General features: G+C 64.4%; 19 protein-coding genes and 1 tRNA gene. 8 read left to right on the forward strand and 12 right to left on the reverse strand.

Annotated elements, in window-relative coordinates; all coding sequences use genetic code 11:
* Nucleotides 1-58: 58 nt before the first annotated feature.
* Nucleotides 59-196 carry a hypothetical protein gene (locus IC761_RS29340; RefSeq protein WP_195800152.1) on the forward strand — a complete coding sequence of 46 codons (138 nt, stop codon included), beginning with the start codon at nucleotides 59-61 and terminating at the stop codon, nucleotides 194-196.
* Between the two features lie 32 nt (nucleotides 197-228).
* Here IC761_RS29340 and IC761_RS29345 read toward each other — a convergent pair whose 3' ends face one another.
* Nucleotides 229-1,167 (reverse strand): CobW family GTP-binding protein, encoded by a 939-nt coding sequence (locus IC761_RS29345; RefSeq protein WP_195800153.1) that lies wholly within the window; start codon nucleotides 1,165-1,167, stop codon nucleotides 229-231.
* A 3-nt stretch (nucleotides 1,168-1,170) separates the two neighbouring features.
* A complete protein-coding gene (locus IC761_RS29350) occupies nucleotides 1,171-2,661 on the reverse strand; it encodes an amidohydrolase family protein (protein WP_195800154.1) in 1,491 nt (496 codons plus the stop codon).
* A gap of 375 nt (nucleotides 2,662-3,036) precedes the next feature.
* On the opposite strand from IC761_RS29350, the gene IC761_RS29355 reads away from it, so the two are divergent.
* The 3 genes from IC761_RS29355 (at nucleotide 3,037) to IC761_RS29365 (ending at nucleotide 5,533) form a co-directional block, all read left to right on the forward strand.
* Nucleotides 3,037-4,167, forward strand: coding sequence for a hypothetical protein (locus IC761_RS29355; RefSeq protein WP_195800155.1), 1,131 nt, complete (start codon nucleotides 3,037-3,039; stop codon nucleotides 4,165-4,167).
* A 744-nt stretch (nucleotides 4,168-4,911) separates the two neighbouring features.
* Nucleotides 4,912-5,196 carry a type II toxin-antitoxin system RelE/ParE family toxin gene (locus IC761_RS29360; RefSeq protein ID WP_195800156.1) on the forward strand — a complete coding sequence of 95 codons (285 nt, stop codon included), beginning with the start codon at nucleotides 4,912-4,914 and terminating at the stop codon, nucleotides 5,194-5,196.
* A gap of 40 nt (nucleotides 5,197-5,236) precedes the next feature.
* Nucleotides 5,237-5,533, forward strand: a complete 297-nt coding sequence (locus IC761_RS29365; RefSeq protein ID WP_195800157.1) for a HigA family addiction module antitoxin — start codon at nucleotides 5,237-5,239, stop codon at nucleotides 5,531-5,533.
* A gap of 98 nt (nucleotides 5,534-5,631) precedes the next feature.
* Here IC761_RS29365 and IC761_RS29370 read toward each other — a convergent pair whose 3' ends face one another.
* On the reverse strand, nucleotides 5,632-6,567 hold the full coding sequence (locus IC761_RS29370; protein ID WP_246791590.1) for an AraC family transcriptional regulator: 936 nt from the start codon (nucleotides 6,565-6,567) through the stop codon (nucleotides 5,632-5,634).
* A gap of 157 nt (nucleotides 6,568-6,724) precedes the next feature.
* Here IC761_RS29370 and IC761_RS29375 point away from each other — a divergent pair, with 157 nt between their 5' ends.
* Nucleotides 6,725-7,261, forward strand: a complete 537-nt coding sequence (locus IC761_RS29375) for a carboxymuconolactone decarboxylase family protein (protein WP_195800159.1) — start codon at nucleotides 6,725-6,727, stop codon at nucleotides 7,259-7,261.
* 104 nt (nucleotides 7,262-7,365) lie between these two features.
* Here the strand turns inward: IC761_RS29375 and IC761_RS36210 are convergent, their stop codons facing one another.
* The 5 genes from IC761_RS36210 to IC761_RS29395 all read right to left on the reverse strand — a co-directional run bounded on the left by IC761_RS36210 (nucleotide 7,366) and on the right by IC761_RS29395 (nucleotide 9,507).
* Nucleotides 7,366-7,623 carry a 3'-5' exonuclease gene (locus tag IC761_RS36210; RefSeq protein WP_210338487.1) on the reverse strand — a complete coding sequence of 86 codons (258 nt, stop codon included), beginning with the start codon at nucleotides 7,621-7,623 and terminating at the stop codon, nucleotides 7,366-7,368.
* Nucleotides 7,569-8,030, reverse strand: a complete 462-nt coding sequence (locus IC761_RS29380; protein ID WP_210338488.1) for a nuclease-related domain-containing protein — start codon at nucleotides 8,028-8,030, stop codon at nucleotides 7,569-7,571. The genes IC761_RS36210 and IC761_RS29380 overlap by 55 nt, the downstream gene beginning before the upstream one ends.
* A 226-nt stretch (nucleotides 8,031-8,256) precedes the next feature.
* A tRNA-Glu gene (locus IC761_RS29385) sits at nucleotides 8,257-8,331 on the reverse strand.
* Between the two features lie 126 nt (nucleotides 8,332-8,457).
* Complete coding sequence (locus IC761_RS29390) at nucleotides 8,458-9,048, reverse strand: DUF2846 domain-containing protein (protein ID WP_195800160.1); 591 nt, start codon at nucleotides 9,046-9,048, stop codon at nucleotides 8,458-8,460.
* Nucleotides 9,049-9,162: 114 nt separating this feature from the next.
* Nucleotides 9,163-9,507, reverse strand: coding sequence for a hypothetical protein (locus IC761_RS29395; protein ID WP_195800161.1), 345 nt, complete (start codon nucleotides 9,505-9,507; stop codon nucleotides 9,163-9,165).
* Here IC761_RS29395 and IC761_RS29400 point away from each other — a divergent pair.
* The 3 genes from IC761_RS29400 to IC761_RS29410 all read left to right on the forward strand — a co-directional run bounded on the left by IC761_RS29400 (nucleotide 9,506) and on the right by IC761_RS29410 (nucleotide 12,164).
* Complete coding sequence (locus IC761_RS29400) at nucleotides 9,506-10,513, forward strand: RluA family pseudouridine synthase (RefSeq protein WP_195800162.1); 1,008 nt, start codon at nucleotides 9,506-9,508, stop codon at nucleotides 10,511-10,513. The two genes, IC761_RS29395 and IC761_RS29400, sit on opposite strands and share 2 nt — an antisense overlap.
* A 218-nt stretch (nucleotides 10,514-10,731) precedes the next feature.
* Nucleotides 10,732-11,631 (forward strand): RNA polymerase sigma factor RpoH, encoded by a 900-nt coding sequence (rpoH, locus tag IC761_RS29405; protein WP_195800163.1) that lies wholly within the window; start codon nucleotides 10,732-10,734, stop codon nucleotides 11,629-11,631.
* Between the two features lie 191 nt (nucleotides 11,632-11,822).
* Complete coding sequence (locus tag IC761_RS29410) at nucleotides 11,823-12,164, forward strand: hypothetical protein (RefSeq protein WP_195800164.1); 342 nt, start codon at nucleotides 11,823-11,825, stop codon at nucleotides 12,162-12,164.
* Here IC761_RS29410 and IC761_RS29415 read toward each other — a convergent pair.
* The 4 genes from IC761_RS29415 to IC761_RS29430 form a co-directional block, all read right to left on the reverse strand.
* Nucleotides 12,161-12,787 (reverse strand): peptidoglycan recognition protein family protein, encoded by a 627-nt coding sequence (locus tag IC761_RS29415; RefSeq protein WP_195800165.1) that lies wholly within the window; start codon nucleotides 12,785-12,787, stop codon nucleotides 12,161-12,163. The two genes, IC761_RS29410 and IC761_RS29415, sit on opposite strands and share 4 nt — an antisense overlap.
* A gap of 32 nt (nucleotides 12,788-12,819) precedes the next feature.
* On the reverse strand, nucleotides 12,820-14,031 hold the full coding sequence (locus IC761_RS29420; protein ID WP_195800166.1) for a GGDEF domain-containing protein: 1,212 nt from the start codon (nucleotides 14,029-14,031) through the stop codon (nucleotides 12,820-12,822).
* 591 nt (nucleotides 14,032-14,622) lie between these two features.
* Nucleotides 14,623-15,234 carry a LysE family translocator gene (locus IC761_RS29425; RefSeq protein ID WP_195800167.1) on the reverse strand — a complete coding sequence of 204 codons (612 nt, stop codon included), beginning with the start codon at nucleotides 15,232-15,234 and terminating at the stop codon, nucleotides 14,623-14,625.
* 73 nt (nucleotides 15,235-15,307) lie between these two features.
* Nucleotides 15,308-15,682, reverse strand: coding sequence for a response regulator (locus IC761_RS29430; RefSeq protein ID WP_195800168.1), 375 nt, complete (start codon nucleotides 15,680-15,682; stop codon nucleotides 15,308-15,310).
* Nucleotides 15,683-15,727 lie beyond the last annotated feature (45 nt).

The following is a 15,727-nucleotide window of genomic DNA, read 5'->3' on the forward strand; positions in this document are numbered from 1 at the left end:
AACGCCTTAGCAAAGCCTTAAGCATTCGGGTTCGCAGCTTTCTTTGGAGGTGCGCGAGATGACGCGCGATCTCGACATGCTGAAGATCGACGTGGACGTGATCGACACGATGATCCGGCTGCGCGGTGCGAACGGCACTCCACCGGCCCACGCCGATGAGGCGGCCGAAAAGCCGGCCGAACCGGAGGCCGAGTGATCTGGTCGCGTTCCGGGGAAGCTGCATCGGGGCTAGCAGCCTTTCCCATCCGCAACGCACGCCTCCATGATCCCGTCGAGCTCGGCCTTCGAGAGCACGCCGAGCTCGGCAATGAAGACGATCCGGGCACGCGGCACGCCTTCAGTCGGTGGTTCGCCCGGCGCCAGCGTCGCGCGGCCGCCGGCGAACTGAAATACCATCTGGCGGCCGGGCTGCTCGATGGTCTCGAACAGGCCTTTCGCGCGCGCCAGCTTCGGCGCCAGCCTGCCGATGGCCTGCTGCAAGCGCGGCAGCGAGAGCGGCTGGTCGGAGGTCCAGCTCAGGGTCTCGAAGCGCTCTTCGGCCGGACGTTTCGGTCCTGGCTCGCGCGGCGCGGGCGCGCGATCAACATTCGCGGGGAACAGCAGCGCGGACGGAATTGCGCCGTGTTGCGCATCGACCACCAATGCAGGAACGCGCTGCGCGCGGATGGCCTCGCGCATCCGCACCCCCGCGCCTTCGTCGGCCAGATCCAGCTTGCTCAGCGCGACGATATCGGCGACACGCAGCTGCGAGCGCTGGAGCGCGTCGTCCAGGGCGGCCGGCGGCGTCGCGGCATCCATCACGCAAAGCACGGTTTCCAGCAGTGCCTCGCGCAGGATCACCGGATCCATCAGATTGCGCACGATGTCGGCGGGATCGGCGACGCCGCTGGTTTCGATGACGATGTATTCCGGCTTCGGATCGCGCCGCAGCAAGCTCGAGAGCGTGCGCAGCAGGTCGCCTTCGAGCGAGCAGCATATGCAGCCATTGGCGAGACTGACCACGCCGTCGCTCGCGCCCGCGATCAACTCCGCATCGATGTTGATCGCGCCGAAATCGTTGACGACGGCGGCAATGCGCCGCCCGTCGGCGTTGGCCAGCAGATGGTTGACGACCGTGGTCTTGCCCGCCCCCAAAAAGCCCGTCACCAGGAGAATGGGGACCGGCATGGGTCAGCTCCCGACGACCGGACGGCGGACGGGACAGCCGGGCCGCGCTGCGACGTCGAGCACGCCGTCGGTAATCAGCATCTGGCCGCTGACCACGAGATGCCGCACGCCTTCCGACGGACGGTTCATCGCGGTGAACGTCGCGCAGTCGCTGAGCTTCTCGTAGTCGAACACGACGATGTCGGCATCGGCGTCCTTCGCAAGCCTGCCCTTGGCGCGCATCGCGGGCGTGCTCTGCGACAGAATCTCGGCCGGGATCAGCGCGCATTTGCGCACGCCTTCGAGCAGCGACACGGCTTTGCGCTCGCGCACCCATTCGCGGATGAACTTTGTGAAGCACCCGGCCGAGCGCGGATGCGATGTGGCGTCGTCCGGCAACGGCCAGGCGTCGCCGGTGTAGGTCTTGCCGTCCGACGTCGTCCACGGCATCGCGTCGGAGGCGATCGCGCCGCCGGGATAGAGCACGGACAGATCGAGGAGGTCGCGATGATGCGCGTTGTGCTCGGTGTCGAGGATGTGCCACAGCACCAGCGAGGACGGCTCCTCGGCCTGAGCCTTCAGCAGCTCCTCGCGGTCGTGGAAGCGATAGCCGTCGGTCACCCGCTGCACGGAATCGTAGCCGGTGCCGTTGCGTTCGACGAATTGGGGATCGCTGAAGAAGGCGGCGGCCAGCACGGTCGAGCCGGTGCCGTAAGGGTAAGCCTCGACCGTGATCGGCAGGCCCTGCGCCTGCGCCTTCTCGACCAGCACGCGGCAGCGTTCGATGTCGGTCTTGCTCGACGAATTGAAGTGACAGATGTGCATGTGCGCGCCTGTCGCACCGGCATAACCGATCAGGCGGATATAGGCCTCCGCCGCGCTCTCGGGATCGATGCGCGACATGTAGGCAACGTGGGTGAAGGTCGGCACGTTCTGCTTCGCGGCGAGCTGGCAGACCGCGGTCAGCTCCTGCACGCCGGCGCCCGGCGCATAGGCGTTCAGGATGCCGATGCCGATGCCGCCTTCGTTCAGGCCGCGCGCGAGGCGCTCGAGGATGCCGGCGACCTCCGCATCGCTCGCGACGTTGTCAATCCAGCGGCGGTCGCGCATGGCGTTGCCGAACGCTTCCAGCGAGCTCTCCGCATTCGAGCCCGTCATCGCGCCGATGCGCGCAAAGGCCCAGTTGGTGGCCGCACCGTAGTTCAGCACGCGGCCTTTCCGCGCCTGGCGCTCATACCAGGAGGCGACCGGCAGCACGCCGGCCTCGAGATCGAGCGTCGTCGTGACGCCGTCGAACGCCTGCATGCGGTCGGCGGGGATCGACTGGCCGTGCGCGTGCAGGTCGATGAAGCCGGGCGCGACCACGAGCCCGGCCGCATCGATCACCCGCTCGGCGCCGCCGAGCGAGGAGCCGACGGCGGCGATCTTGCCGTCCACCACCGCCACGTCGCCGATGGCGTCCATCCCGCTTGCGGGGTCCACCACACGCCCGCCAGAGATCACCAAACCGCTCATATCGTCACTCCGAAAGCTGATCCAAAACCTCCGAAGGCCCGGCAGCAGCTCCGGAGGCAAATCGGGGCGCATAGAGACAGATTTTTGCATCAACGACCACCACCGCTGAAGCCGACGCAGCATGCATATTGCTGGGCAGCGATTGTGGGAGCGGATGCGGGATGCAGTCTCGGGTTGCATCCCGGCAAATGCCAAGCTATTGGATGCGCGCGATTTCATTTTTGGAGGCGACCATGTCTACGACTGCACGCTTCCCGGGTTCGACGCGCGATATTTGACGCGCGTCCCGGGATCGAATCCCGGGTGACATCACCAATCCCGATATCAAATCGAGTCTGCCGCGGCCTGTTGGCGCGCGATCGCGAATCTATTGTCATGACATCCAATCTCCCAACGGCCCCTTGCCAAGTGGCCGGACGTTTCGGCCTGCTCGAACGCAGGCTTCGGCGATATCATCCGCGTTTCCAGCGCGCCGTGCGCGCCCTGGCCGCGCGGCACCCGCGCTTGGCCGACCTCGCCGCGAGCTTTCCCGCGCTTCTCTTTGCGCTGGCTGTTCCACGGGCACGGCTCGATCCCGCACGCGCCATCGCGTGCGTGATCGATGGCGCCGCCCTCGCCGAAGTCGCCGCACTTGCCGACCTGCCTGTGTGGCTGCGCAAGCTGCCGCCCGAAGCGTTTGTGCGCCCGATCCCGCGATTGCCGGACGGTGAACTGTTTCGCCGACAAATCGCGAACCACCTGCCGCGCTCTCCCGAGCTGGCGCCAACCTGGCTTCAGCTCGTGGCTGACGCCGCCGAGCTCGCGCATGAACCGATGGCGGCATGGGTCGCGCGCGAGTTCCTCCGCGAGCCGCGACCTGTGGCGACTGCACGGTTGCGGCTGATCTGTCTGTGGGCGTGGTTCTCCTCTCAGCCCGCAACATTGGGGCACGATCTGATCGATAGGCCGTGGACGCCGGACCTGCGCATCGATGCCGCGCGTTCGGCCACAAATGATTGGCGAACGGTCGTTGCCCTGCATGCGAATCTCGGCCGCCTGCCGATCGTCGACATGTGGCTGCGGCCCGGCCGGATGGCGGGCTACGAATTCATGCCGCTGGATTCGATCGCCGCGATCGCCGCAGAGGCAAAAGCGATGCGAAATTGTCTCAGATCCTATGGCTACAATCTGGCACACAATCGGTCGCGGCTCTGGAGCATGCAGAGGGACGGCGAGCGGGTCGCGACGCTGAAGATTGCCTGCCGTGCTCGCGATCCGCTGCCAAACATTGTCGAGCTCAAAGGGGCCGGCAATGTCGAGGTTTCGCGCGAAGTGTGGTGGGCGGCACGCCAATGGCTGCACCGGCACGATCTGTCGCAGATCGACATGAGGCAATATGATTGGGCTACCGCGCCGCTGGATCGCACAAGCTGGCTGTCGTTGTGGCGACCCTACTGGCTTGCCAAGCGCAGTATTCCGGACTGGCTGCCGATAGCACCGTCGCGCGAGGCGCTCGAAGCGCTGTGAGTTGAAATGGTGTCCACCGAAGTCCATCGCAGTCCGATCGGCGTGCGCTCGCATCCTCGCGGCAGGTTTTGCCCGAGCTGTGCGTTTCGCTTCACCCTCCCGCAAGAAAGGGCGCAGGGAAGACCGGGCGCCGGCTGGCACCCACAAAACCCCCATGCGAAAATGATGCACACGCAATGCACAGGGGAGACACAGGGCAGCCGAGACCAGGCCTTCCCTGCGCGATGGTCTGACGGCCTATGCCGCGCTCTCCCCGGAGACGAGTTCCTTCTTGTCTCCGTCACCTCCACGAAATTCACGCCCAGCGCGCCGGTTGACGCGATGACGCCTTCGCGAAGGCTTGACCGTAGCAACGACGGCCAGGACCACACGGTTTCGCCGTACGCGGGCGACCCTGCTTCGCCAAGAGGCTTCGCAAGGTTTGGGCGCCGTCCGTCGATCGCGGTTCGTAACATGCTCACGAGGTTCATCTCGCCCTGCATGCTACGGCCCGTCTTTAACGCCGCCCGCGTCCACCGCAACCCAGCCCGCGTCCGTGACGACGTACGACCGCCCCTTTTGGGAGCCGGGATGGGCGACACATACGACAAATCCGAATTTCGGTAAAGTGGAATATTTTTGCGAGGAGGGATTGACACTGAATTCGATCTGTTTCGCCCGCTCCGGCACGTCCGGGCTCGCCGATGGTATCTCATCGGGATACGAAGGTCTTGAAATACGTATCCCGACAGGATACGTATAGTCATGATCAGGAGCTTCAGGGGGAAGTTCGCCGAGCCGATCCTTCAGGACCGGACGGTCCCGAAGGGCTTTCCAGCGGATCTCGCAAAGGTCGCGCGCCGAAAGCTCATCATGGTGGACGCAGCCGACTTTCTTGATGCCCTGAGATCGCCTCCCGGCAACCGCCTCGAAGCTCTGAAGGGCGATTTGGCGGCCAAGCACTCGATCCGCATCAACGATCAATGGAGGATCGTGTTCAGATGGACTGAAACGGGTCCCGAAGACGTCGAGATCGTGGACTATCACTAGTCGGACCGGCCGCCTGTGGCCAACCAAAAGGAGTTCGCAGATGGCAAAAAAGCTGCCGCCGATTCATCCCGGCGAAATCCTGCGTGAAGAATTTCTCGTTCCGCTCAAGCTGACGCCCTACGCGGTCGCGGCCGCTTTGAATGTGCCGCGCACCCGGATCGAGCGCATTGCGCGCGAAGAGAAGCCCGTCACGGCGGACACCGCGCTACGGCTCGGCAAATTTTTCAAGACCGGCGCTGCATTCTGGATGAACATTCAGACGCGCTACGACCTCGAAACGGCAGAGGACGTGCTCGCACCACAGATCAAGAAGATCGCGTCTTACGAGGCGGTCTGAGAGCGATGCGATCGCGAGAATCGTACGTCTTGAAAATGCGCGAGGCAAATTCGGAACCCGAGAGGTCGTTGCCGCAAATCTGGAACGGCCGGGCCGGATTACGCAGCAGACCACGCGAAAACATCGCGGCCGGACAGCGCCTCGGTCTTGCGCCACTGCGCCGGCGTGAGGCCCATGTGGCTCTTGAAGGCGCGCTGGAAGGCCGCTTCGGATTGATACCCGACAGCCTCTGCCACGGCGCCGGTCGACAGCGAAGATTTCCTCAGCTCGTTCGCCGCGAGCGCCATCCGGATATCGGTCAGAAGATCGGCGGCTGAACGCCCGAGCTTCTCCTGGAATTGCCGTGCGAGCGTGGCGCGCGACATGCCGCACAGATTCGCCAGCTCGGGCAGCGACCATGCACGCGCCGGTTCGTTGAACAGAGCGGCCACCGCCGGCGCGAGGCGCGGATGACCGGCCAGGGCAAGCAGACCGCGTGGCGCATCGTCCGTGAGGCTGGCGAGCCGAAGCACCAGTGCGAACATCGCGCTCGACAGCGCGTTCAGCATGGCACGGCCGCCGAGACGATCGTCTGCGGACTCACGGCGCATCAGGGCGACGAGACTGGCGAGTTGACCTGCCGTATCGCCATCGCCGGCGTCAGCGCCGGCATGCACGACGAGGCGCGGCGGCAGATAGCTGCGCAGCAGGCGGTCGTGCGGCGGCGCGATGGCGAAGCACCCGCACAAGAGGTCGAGCCGCTCGCCCGAGCCGGGATTTTCGCTGATCGTGAAATTGAGGGCCTCACGGTTGCGCGCCGGCAGCGGCGCAGTCCCGCTGCCGTCGTGCATCACGTGCCGGGGATTGCCGGGCAGCAGCAGGATATCGCCGGGCTTGAGCTTGACCGGCCGGCCTCCCGCCGGATCGTCCAGCATCGCCGAGCCGGCAAGCACAGCGTGATACGGGATTTCGTTGGGCTCGCCCGGCCCCTGGTCGATGCGCCATGGCGCGCCGTAGGCGCAGCGAAGGTCGAGCCGCCCGCGCACGGGCATCATCTCGAACAGCCGGCTCAGCCAATCCACCGCGACCTCCAGAATGGCACGATTTGAGACGATTGGGCATATTATCGATACTTCATAACATTAAAAGTATCGATCAGAGATCCTATTGTCACTCCGTAATCATTCACCAGCCCCAACAAGGAGTGCCACCATGTCTCGTCTTTCAGTCCAGAATCTCGAATCCGATACCGGCCCGTCAGGCCAGATCTATGCCCAGATCAAGAAGGCGGCGGGCAGTGTGCCGAACGCCTATGCGGCCGTCGCCACCCACGGCCCTGCCGCGCTCAAGTCGATGCTCGCCGCCGATGCGGTGCTTGCCGCCGGCACCCTGACCAAGCGCGATCGCGAGGTGATCAAGCTCGTCATCAGCGATGTCGCGGGTTGCGACTACTGCGTTGCCGCCCATCATCATCTTGCCAAGCTCGCCGGGATGAAGCCGGAGGAGTTGAAGAACATCCGCGATGGCAAGCCCACGGGTGAGGCCAAGCGCGATGCGTTGGTCGGCTTCGTCCGCAAGCTCGCACAGTCGAGCGGTACGGTCAGCGACGAGGATTTCGCCGCCATCAAGGCAGCGGGCTACAGCGACACCCAATTGGTGGAGATCAGCCTGGCGTTCGCGACCATCGTCTTCACCAACGTGTTCAACCGCATCAACGACACCGAGATCGACTTCCCCGCGGTCGCGTGAGGCGACCGCGCCAAGTTCGGCTGATCCGGCAATGACGACGGCGATCAATATATCTTTCAGTGGCGGGTCCGCTCGTTCGGCGGGCCCGCCCGAAGCGCGCCGATCTACGCGATCAACCGTTGCACCAGCTCCGACTTACTTGAGTAGGTCAAAAGCGCCTCGTGAGTCGCCCGCGTAACCCCAACATACGTCAGTCGAACACATTCCTCGATCGTCTCGCCGTGGCGGCCGAGCAAACCCAGCCCTGAAATGGCAACACACGGAAACTCGAGCCCTTTCGCGGTGTGCATGCTCAACAACCGCACGGCTACCCGCTTCGACGAAATTCTGTTCCTGTTGTTCTTCGCCAGATCGATCGGCACTTCATGCTTGGTGAGTATCTGAGCGACCCGCTCTCCAATCCAGTGCTCCGGATAAAGGCAAGCCATCTGCGGCCACTCGTAACCCGCCGCATGACCTCGAACGTATAGCTGCGAGCTTGCTCCAGGGGACTGATCTCGCGCACGGTGCCACGACTCGTCAGCAATTCGACTTTTGTTTTGTCGGCCGAGACGATCGATTCCAGCCGCCAGTCCTTCACCTCAAGCACGAGCAAGCCGTTCGCTGGGTGAACGATGATGAAGTCCGGATGGCGGCTTTGAGGGCCAACCGGGAGGTTGTGCCAAACGACAGCGTTCTCTTCGAGAAAGTCCTTGAGGCGTTCCGCCAGTCGAAGCTCGCCGCCAGTGTCGAAGCGCGCGAAGCCGAGGCTCGGGATCAGTATCGCCATGCAGCGACCAAGAGGTTGACAGCCCGCTCTGAGGCCAGGGCTACGTCAACACGCTTTGGATCAAGGCTATCAAGGCTCATGGGCCTGCCCCTTCGCAAATCGTCGCCGAGACGTTCGCTTGCCTCGGGAGTTTGGCACCGAGCGATTTCTTGGGGAAGACCCGTCTGGGCTTATCGGAATCGATGACGCCCGCGACGGCTTGTCGGACACACTCGGGCAGAGCCGCTGGCGCTCCCTAGGGGAATCGAACCCCTGTTTCAGCCTTGAGAGGGCCGCGTCCTAACCGCTAGACGAAGGGAGCGTGAGGGACACGACATAGCCGCGAATTCCGCCGGCGGCAAGCCTCGATCGGGGGCGGAAGTCCCGGATATGCACGTGAACGCGACCCAGGCTTGACGGCGCGAGGGCCCGACACCGCCGGACCGAATCAGGGCTGCTTCAGCTTCTCGATCGCGGCGGCGCCGGCGGCCGGTTCGAGCCGGAACAGGCCCGCGCCCGCGAAGGCGGACTTGAACGGCGATGACGACCGGATCTGCTGGCCACTGCTGCCTGCGATGGCCTGGTTGAGCAGGTCCTGAACGGGCGGGCCCGTCCGCTGGGTCCCGACCCCGAAATAATAGGTCTTGCCGGCCTCGATCGGAACCTCGATCTCGTAATCCGTCATGGACAGCTTCATGTGGGTGGCGATCTTGGCGACACCCGGCGGCCGATCGACCGCGAAGAACTTCCCCATATCGACCTTTCCGACGGACTTGCCGTCGATCAGGATCTCCGCTGTGGCGGCGAGCCCGCCCATCGCGCCGAAAATGCCCCGCTCGCGCAGGAAATAGAGCCGCGCATTTCGTGAACCCGTCGGCTTGGCCTGCGCAGCAGATTGTTTGGACTGAGCTGGAGGTCCGGCTGGTTTGGCAGGCGCCGCGGGCTGCTTGGCCGGCTCTGCGCGCGCCGTAGATTCCGCGCCTGCGACCAATCCAATGACGAGAGCAATTGCAACGGCACGTGACTTGATAAGTCCCATTCCCAGTCCCAACCCAACTTCCCCAGACCGGAGCTAAATCAGAAGTTGCGCGGCAAGACAACGCGCGACCCGGGAATGATCAACAGGCCAGTCGTACGACACGTCAGCCGGGCGCTACGGCTCGTTGGCAAATTTCAGCTTTCCGGCCGGTTTCAGCGTATGGGCATCGAAAGTGCGGATCTCGATGACCCCGCCCAGATCGAGCGTGATCACCAACCGGTCACCGGCCACGCCGGTCGACACGATCTTGGCGCCCTTCGGCAGGGTGGCGGTGACGTCGCCGACCGCTTCCGGTGCCCTTCCCTCCGACTTGAAAAGGCGGTAGCCCACCGCGATCAGGACGGCGCAGATCGCAAGCGCCGTCGTCAACCCCGCGATCAGCATCATCCGCCGCACCCGCGCGAACAGCGCGGCCTGCTCGGGGGTCGGTTCGGGAACAGCGGTATCAGACGTCGTCATGGAAAGCTCAGGTTCAGCGCAAAGGTTGGAGGTCGTGGTCGAAGGCGACGAGGGCTCGGCCCGGCTCGACCGCGTGCTGGCGGCGCGCTTGCCGGACCTGTCGCGATCAAGGCTCAAAACCCTGATTCTGGCGGGCGCGGTGAGCCTGAAGGCCTCCGCGGTCCGCGACCCCGCTTATCACGTCACATCCGGCGATACGATCATAATCGACGTGCCGGAGGCGGCCCCGCCGGAGCCCAAAGGCGAGGATATTGCCCTCGACATCGTGTTCGAGGACGACGACATCATCGTGATCAACAAGCCGAAGGGACTGGTGGTGCATCCCGCGGCCGGGCACGAGACCGGCACGCTGGTGAACGCGCTGATCGCCCATTGCGGCGGCTCGCTGTCGGGGATCGGTGGGGTGCGTCGTCCCGGCATCGTGCACCGGCTGGACAAGGACACGACCGGGCTGATGGTGGTCGCCAAGAACGACCTCGCCCATGCTTCGCTGACCGCGCAATTCGCCGATCACGGCCGCACCGGCCCGATGCGGCGCGGCTATATGGCCTTTGCCTGGGGGCTGCCGGGCCGGCATCGCGGCACGGTCGATGCGCCGATCGACCGTCACCCGCATGCGCGGGAGAAGATGGCGGTGCGCCAGGGCGGCCGCGAGGCGGTGACACATTGGGAGCTGCTGGAGAGCTTTGCCGGGCGCGACGGCAAGCCGATCGCCGCCCTGCTCGCCTGCGAGCTCGAGACCGGGCGCACCCACCAGATCCGCGTCCACCTCGCCCATATCGGGCACCCCCTGATGGGCGACGCCGTCTATGGCCCCCATTTCAAGACCAAGGCGAACCAGCTGGGGCCTGAGTCGCAGGCCGCGTTAGCGGCGCTGGGACGGCAGGCTTTGCATGCCTACCTTCTGGTATTGGAGCACCCGAGAACCGGAGAACTTCTTCACTGGGAGGCGCCTCTGCCGGAGGATTTGCTTCTCCTTGAGAGCGCTTTGAAAGCGGCGCTATGACGCAGGCCGTTTGAGAAAACCGTTACCTTACAAAAAGTTATAGCTGCCACACGGGGACGTGACGTCAGCAATCCTTCCCTTTTCGACCCCCCATGGGGTATATTGCGCTTGCGTTGGAAATGACCAACGGAACATCGCAGCTACGGCTGGCTTTAACAAAGCGGTCGTCTGCCTGGCCCGCCGCTATCGGGGGCCTGAACCTTTGGAGGGGCTTAACAATGGCCCGTACCGCTGCTTTGCCGGTCCTCAATGGAGAATCCGGCCTTTCTCGCTACCTCGCCGAGATCCGCAAATTCCCGATGCTGGAACCCCAGCAGGAATACATGCTCGCCAAGCGTTGGCGTGAGCATGACGATCGCGACGCGGCGCACCAACTCGTCACCAGCCATCTCCGGCTCGTGGCCAAGATCGCCATGGGCTATCGCGGCTACGGCCTGCCGATCTCCGAGGTCGTCTCGGAAGGTAACGTCGGCCTGATGCAGGCGGTGAAGCGTTTCGAGCCCGAAAAGGGCTTCCGTCTCGCCACCTACGCCATGTGGTGGATCAAGGCGTCGATTCAAGAGTACATCCTGCGTTCCTGGTCGCTCGTGAAGATGGGCACCACCGCGAACCAGAAGAAGCTGTTCTTCAACCTGCGCAAGGCGAAGAGCAAGATCAACGCGCTGGACGAAGGCGATCTCCGCCCCGACCAGGTCAAGATCATTGCCAAGCGCCTCGGCGTCACCGATCAGGACGTGATCGACATGAACCGCCGCCTCGGTGGCGACGCGTCGCTCAACGCTCCGATCCGCGACGATGGCGAAGCCGGCGAATGGCAGGACTGGCTGGTCGACAATACGCCCAACCAGGAAGCCATGATGGCGGAGCACGAGGAGTATGACCACCGCCGTGACGCGCTGAACGGCGCCATGGGCGTGCTCAACCCGCGCGAACGCCGCATCTTCGAGGCCCGCCGCCTCGCCGATGAGCCGATGACGCTGGAAGACCTTGCCGCCGAGTTCGGCGTGTCGCGCGAGCGCGTCCGCCAGATCGAGGTCCGCGCCTTCGAGAAGGTGCAGTCCGCGGTCAAGGGCACGATCGCAAGGCAGGAACAGGCCGCGCTGGAAGCCGCGCTCTAAGCGAGGCCGCCGCGCCAGAGATTGGCGGATCGAGAAAAGAGACAGAAAGCCGGCGGCAACGCCGGCTTTTTGTTGGGTGGCGTTCTTTTCCCTCCCCTTGCCTGACGCAGGATCGAACTCGCCTTGAACCCCGGCCACCGGTCAACCGACCCAAATTGAGAGCGATCACATCAAGCGGACGGACGGGCACCGTGTCGATCATCCTGCAATCCACCGTCGGCGGCTTCTCCGCCCAGTTCATGCGCAAGCTGCCGCTGGTCGAGCAGGCGATGCGCGACCACGGGCTCGATCCCGCCGAATTCGTGATCTCCAAGGACTATGCGTCGACCGCAACGGTGCCGTTCGTCGGTCCCTTCTTCTACGATTACAGCGTGTTCTTCGGCGACGAGAAGTTCACCGTCACCGAGCCGAACGACATGGTGTTCCTGGATTACTTCTTCCAACGCGTGCTCGCCGCCGACGGGCCGCCGGAATTGCCGCGGCGGCCGGGATTGATCCAGCGGCTGTTCGGCTGGATGGCGCAGCCGGTTTAATCACTCCCCCACGTCCGCGCCAGCGTCGCGAGCCAGCAGCCTTCGCAATAGCGCGCGTCCTTGTAGTCGATCCAGTTGTGCGCATAGACGTGGTCGAGCGGGATGTCGTAGCGCGCGCGCAGGACTTTTACGAGGACCTTCCATGCCGCGACCTGCGCCTCGGTGGGGCCTGCCGCCACATCGGGATAGTTGCCGGCGAACTCGACGCCGATCGAATTGTCACGCACCACCTGATGGTAGGTCGAGCTGTTGTCGATGTATTTGTTGTCGTTGCGGTTGGCGCCGTCGGTATGGGTCGGCACCAGATTGTCGGCGACCGACCAATAGACCGTGCCGTCGGTCTCGACCCAGACCATGACGCCGCGGCGGGTCGGGTTCTTGAACTGCTGTTGCGCGCCGCCGCGGGCCGAGCCCGCCGGCCCTTCGGTCTGGTGCACGATGATGTTGCGCCAGGGATGGGCGTTGGCAACGTCACCCCATGGCGCGAGCCAGACGATCTTGAGGCCGGGAATGTCAGGCGTGCCGGAGGCGCGCGCGAGCTTGGCGAGTTCGGCGTCCGTTGCGAGGGCGGGAGTGAGGAGGAGAGCAGCGAGAATGGCCGCGTGCAGGCGAGATATCATCATGTGGGTCCAGTGCGGACCCTCGTCCTAGCACGTCAAGCGAATTTGCGCGCGGCCTCGACCGACCCGGGCGGCTCGGGCGAGAGAGGCGGCGCCGGATCGTAGACCGCAAAGTCGTTCTTGCCGTTCTTCTTGGCGGCATAGAGCGCGTGGTCGGCATGCGCGATCAACCGGTCCGGGAATTGGCCGATGCTGCGGTCCCATTCGGCAACGCCGATCGAGATCGCGATCGGAATGTCCTTCCCCGTACAGACTGCGGCATCCTGGCGGCAGACCTCCAGCACGCGGCGGGCGATCGCAGCGCCCTCGCGCAAGGAGGACGACGGCAGCACGACGCAGAACTCGTCGCCGCCGGTGCGGGCGAGCATGTCGCCGGGCCGCAACCGCGTCTGCGCCATCAGGGTGAAATGCTGCAGGCAGGCATCGCCCGCGGCATGGCCATGGGTGTCGTTGATGGTCTTGAAGCCGTCGAGGTCGATCACCAGCAGCGAGAACGGCTCGCCGCTACGCTCCGAACGGGCGCATTCCTCGGACAGGCGCTGCAACAGATGGCGGCGGTTGGCGACGCCCGTGAGGTCGTCGAGCAGCGCGAGATCGGCGACCTCGTTGCGCAGCCGGTCCATCGCCATCAGGAGGAAGCCGAAATTCAGCGTCATCGACAGGAACAGCAGCGCCAACACCATGACGGCGTGGCCCTGGCTGCCGGCGACCGCCGAGAAATCGCCGCCGAGCGCATTGCCCACCGCGCGGGCGACAAAGATCGCGATGATGGTGATGATGACGATGCTGGAGAGCCAGGCGCCGGGGCTGACGCGGCCGTCCTGCGGCGACAGCAGCAGGCGCAACGCCAGCAGCAGCGGGAAACCCTGTCCCAGCGTGTAGCTGAGCATGCGCAGTTGCATGTGATCGTAGACGATCCTGAAGAACACGACGCCAGCGAGGCTCACGATCCCCACCGCGGCCATCGCACGCCAGGGCACCGGCCGGCCGTAGAAGCGCTGAATGCCGACAGCGGCGAAACAGCTCGCCATGATGATGCCGACAGCCCCGAACAGAAGCGGCACAGGAGACTCGACGAACAGGCGGATCAGCGCCGTTATCGCGCCTGTGGCGCCGACGAAGGCCGACGCCATCCAGAACCGCGCGGCTTCGAATTTCGGATAGGAGTGCGTGACGTAGGCCCAGATCAGGCCGAGCGCCATGAAGTTGACGACGAAGACCGTCCAAAGCGTCGGCACGTTCAGCATGGCGCAAGCAGCACGCGCAGCGTCCCGCCCCCTGTCTCTGGCAGAAGTTCGTCCATGACCCGTCCCCGTGTTCTTGCGGACCACAATGCGCGGGTGCGCTTAACGGAACCTCACTGCGATCATCGAAAGCGCGTCTTTGGTTTTGGATTGATGAATCCCGCGCGGCGATTCCGACCTCGTTAAGGATGGCCGGGCGGAGATGGCGATCTGCACGCAGGCGCGCTGCGATGCGGATTCGCGGGTGAAAATCACCCGAAAATGCATCTGAGCTGTGGATAACGTAATGACACAGATGTGACAGCGCGGGGCAGAACCCTGCGAATCTGCTGAGTTCGTCATCGAGGATGTTGCAAGGCTGGCCCTCCGCCGAGCTTTCCTCGTGTCGCGTTTCACCATTAACCCTTGAAGAGGCTACTATGGCTAAGAAAGCGAAGAAGGCGACGAAGAAGAAGGCGAAAAAGGCCAAGAAGGCGAAGAAGAAGTAACGCAGCTTCTTTTGGTTTTGCCCGGGTGGAGCCTCGCTCCGCCCGGGCTTCGGGCAAGGGTCGAGAGAGACGAAGGTGGCGGGCAACAGGCCCGCTTTTTTATTGGCTAACGTTCTGCGAACGCCAGCTTGGCACCGAGCAGGGCGAAGCCCGCGGCGAAGCTGCGCCGCAACCAGCCCATGACGCGCGGGCGGGAGATGACGCGCTCGCGTACGGAAGCGGCGCAGAGGCCGTAGACCACAAACACCGCAAAGGTCATGGCCATGAAGGCGCCGCTCAACTCCAGCATCCGCACCAGCACATGGGCCTCGTCCACCGCGATGAATTGCGGCAGGAAGGCGAGGAAGAAGATCGAGAGCTTTGGGTTGAGGATGTTGATCAGGACGCCGGTGACGATGACGCGCCCGCTCGACCGCTCCTTGATCTCGCCATCGACCGACAGCGCCCCGGTCTCGCGCAGCGCCTGCCAGGACATATAGAGCAGATAGAGCACGCCGCCCCATTTCAGCGCGGCAAAAGCGAGCGCGCTGGTGTGGAGCACGGCGGCGAGGCCCAGCATGGCGGCGATCATGTGCGGCACGATCCCGAGCGTGCAGCCGAACGCGGCCGCGACGCTGGCGCGCGAGCCGCGGGCGAGCGCCGCGGCCAGGGTGTAGAGCACGCCGGTGCCCGGAGAGGCGACGACGATCAGCGAGGTGAGCAGGAAGGACCAGGACATGTCTGGTCCCTACCATCCCGGCCGGCTGACGAAAAGTCACGACGCGGTCAGCAGTCCCTCGAGCGCCTGCTCGTCAGGGCCGTTGCGCGAGCTCGGCCTCGCGCAGCACATCGAGTGGCGCCCAGGGCTTGGCCCAGAATTTTGCGCCGTCAGGCAGCGCCTGCGCCAGGGGGCGGCCCGAGGTGACGACGACGTCGAGCTTCGGATTGCGGTCCTTGGCGACGTAAGCCAGCTCGACGCCGGTCATGCGGCCGGCGAGCTGCACGTCGGTCAACATCAGGCACAGCGCTCCGGCATTCTTCTCCAGCACGCGCTCGGCGGCTTCGGCGCTCTCGCACTGGATGACGCGATAGCCGCTCTCTTCAAGGAGAAGGCTGAGCATCTCCCGCTGCATGGCGTCGTCTTCAACGATCAGAGCGGTCGATTGATATCGCTTGGCCTGTCCCATTGGCTGCTCCAAAAATGGTAGCTCCGCTTAGCTGACGTATGTTAA

Source organism: Bradyrhizobium commune, assembly GCF_015624505.1.
Taxonomy (GTDB): Bacteria; Pseudomonadota; Alphaproteobacteria; order Rhizobiales; family Xanthobacteraceae; genus Bradyrhizobium; species Bradyrhizobium commune.

Coding starts and splice junctions, on each gene's coding strand:
- IC761_RS29430 (WP_195800168.1), bottom strand. CDS start 15,682: ATGGGACAGGCCAAGCGATATCAATCGACCGCTCTGATCGTTGAAGAC.
- IC761_RS29340 (WP_195800152.1), top strand. CDS start 59: ATGACGCGCGATCTCGACATGCTGAAGATCGACGTGGACGTGATCGAC.
- IC761_RS29420 (WP_195800166.1), bottom strand. CDS start 14,031: ATGCTGAACGTGCCGACGCTTTGGACGGTCTTCGTCGTCAACTTCATG.
- IC761_RS29355 (WP_195800155.1), top strand. CDS start 3,037: ATGACATCCAATCTCCCAACGGCCCCTTGCCAAGTGGCCGGACGTTTC.
- IC761_RS29425 (WP_195800167.1), bottom strand. CDS start 15,234: ATGTCCTGGTCCTTCCTGCTCACCTCGCTGATCGTCGTCGCCTCTCCG.
- IC761_RS29400 (WP_195800162.1), top strand. CDS start 9,506: ATGGAAAGCTCAGGTTCAGCGCAAAGGTTGGAGGTCGTGGTCGAAGGC.
- IC761_RS29360 (WP_195800156.1), top strand. CDS start 4,912: ATGATCAGGAGCTTCAGGGGGAAGTTCGCCGAGCCGATCCTTCAGGAC.
- IC761_RS29380 (WP_210338488.1), bottom strand. CDS start 8,030: ATGGCGATACTGATCCCGAGCCTCGGCTTCGCGCGCTTCGACACTGGC.
- IC761_RS29415 (WP_195800165.1), bottom strand. CDS start 12,787: ATGATGATATCTCGCCTGCACGCGGCCATTCTCGCTGCTCTCCTCCTC.
- IC761_RS29395 (WP_195800161.1), bottom strand. CDS start 9,507: ATGACGACGTCTGATACCGCTGTTCCCGAACCGACCCCCGAGCAGGCC.
- IC761_RS29345 (WP_195800153.1), bottom strand. CDS start 1,167: ATGCCGGTCCCCATTCTCCTGGTGACGGGCTTTTTGGGGGCGGGCAAG.
- IC761_RS29365 (WP_195800157.1), top strand. CDS start 5,237: ATGGCAAAAAAGCTGCCGCCGATTCATCCCGGCGAAATCCTGCGTGAA.
- IC761_RS29390 (WP_195800160.1), bottom strand. CDS start 9,048: ATGGGACTTATCAAGTCACGTGCCGTTGCAATTGCTCTCGTCATTGGA.
- IC761_RS29375 (WP_195800159.1), top strand. CDS start 6,725: ATGTCTCGTCTTTCAGTCCAGAATCTCGAATCCGATACCGGCCCGTCA.
- rpoH (WP_195800163.1), top strand. CDS start 10,732: ATGGCCCGTACCGCTGCTTTGCCGGTCCTCAATGGAGAATCCGGCCTT.
- IC761_RS29370 (WP_246791590.1), bottom strand. CDS start 6,567: ATGATGCCCGTGCGCGGGCGGCTCGACCTTCGCTGCGCCTACGGCGCG.
- IC761_RS29350 (WP_195800154.1), bottom strand. CDS start 2,661: ATGAGCGGTTTGGTGATCTCTGGCGGGCGTGTGGTGGACCCCGCAAGC.